At 63.4% G+C, this 1,003-nt stretch carries 1 protein-coding gene; it reads left to right on the plus strand.

Annotation, left to right across the window (positions count from 1 at the left end):
• Positions 1-259: 259 nt before the first annotated feature.
• A partial coding sequence (locus tag ACXJL8_RS41960) for a DUF1522 domain-containing protein (protein ID WP_456687136.1) occupies positions 260-1,003 on the plus strand: 744 nt, incomplete at its 3' end.

The following is a 1,003-nucleotide window of genomic DNA, read 5'->3' on the forward strand; positions in this document are numbered from 1 at the left end:
ATGCATCCGGATGCAGCCAATTGCTAACTCTGAGTTATGGTTGACAAGTCGCAAACACCTGCTCCCTGCACGAAAAAGCACCATCCAATCATGACGATATAAGCGAGCTCAATCCGGCTCTGATCACCCGCATGGTGAATCCGCATAGGGATTGGAGCGACACGCTTCATGCTTTGTTAGCCACCTACGTTCACCGTCCCGGCCATCGATTAATCCTAATCGAAGTTTGTTGCGTTGCGTACCAGAAGGGTAACACTCAATGTCCGGTATYGTTCTCTCCTCCTCGGTTCGTCAGAACCTGCTCTCCCTCCAGTCCACCGCTGACCTCCTCGCCACCACGCAGARCCGTCTGTCGACCGGCAAGAGCGTCAACTCGGCCCTGGACAATCCCACCAACTTCTTCACGGCACAGTCGCTCGACAACCGCGCCAGCGACATCAACAATCTGCTCGACGGTATCGCCAACGGCGTGCAGGTGCTGCAGGCTGCCAACACCGGCATCACCTCGCTGCAGAAGCTGATCGACAGCGCCAAGTCGATCGCCAACCAGGCGCTGCAGACCACGGTCGGCTACTCCACCAAGTCCAACGTCTCCGCCACGATCTCGGGTGCGACGGCGGCCGACCTGCGCGGCACGACCTCCTACGCCAGCGCGACGGCGAGCAGCAACGTGGTGTTTAGCGGCGCGGCCGGCGGCACTACCGCGGCGAGCGGCACCACCACGCTCGGCGCCACCATCGGCAGCTTCGCCGGCACTGGTGCGACGGCTGGTGACGGCACCACCGCCCTGGCCGGCACCATCACCCTGATCTCCACCAGCGGCACGAGCGCCACYGGCCTGCTCGGCAACGCCCAGCCCGCCGACGGCGACACGCTGACCGTGAACGGCAAGACCATCACCTTCCGCAGCGGCACCGCGCCGGCCTCGACCGCGGTTCCGTCCGGCTCGGGCGTCAGCGGCCACCTCGTCACCGACGGCAGCGGCAATACCACTGTCTATCTC

The sequence above is a fragment of the Bradyrhizobium sp. P5_C11_2 genome (assembly GCF_054049755.1).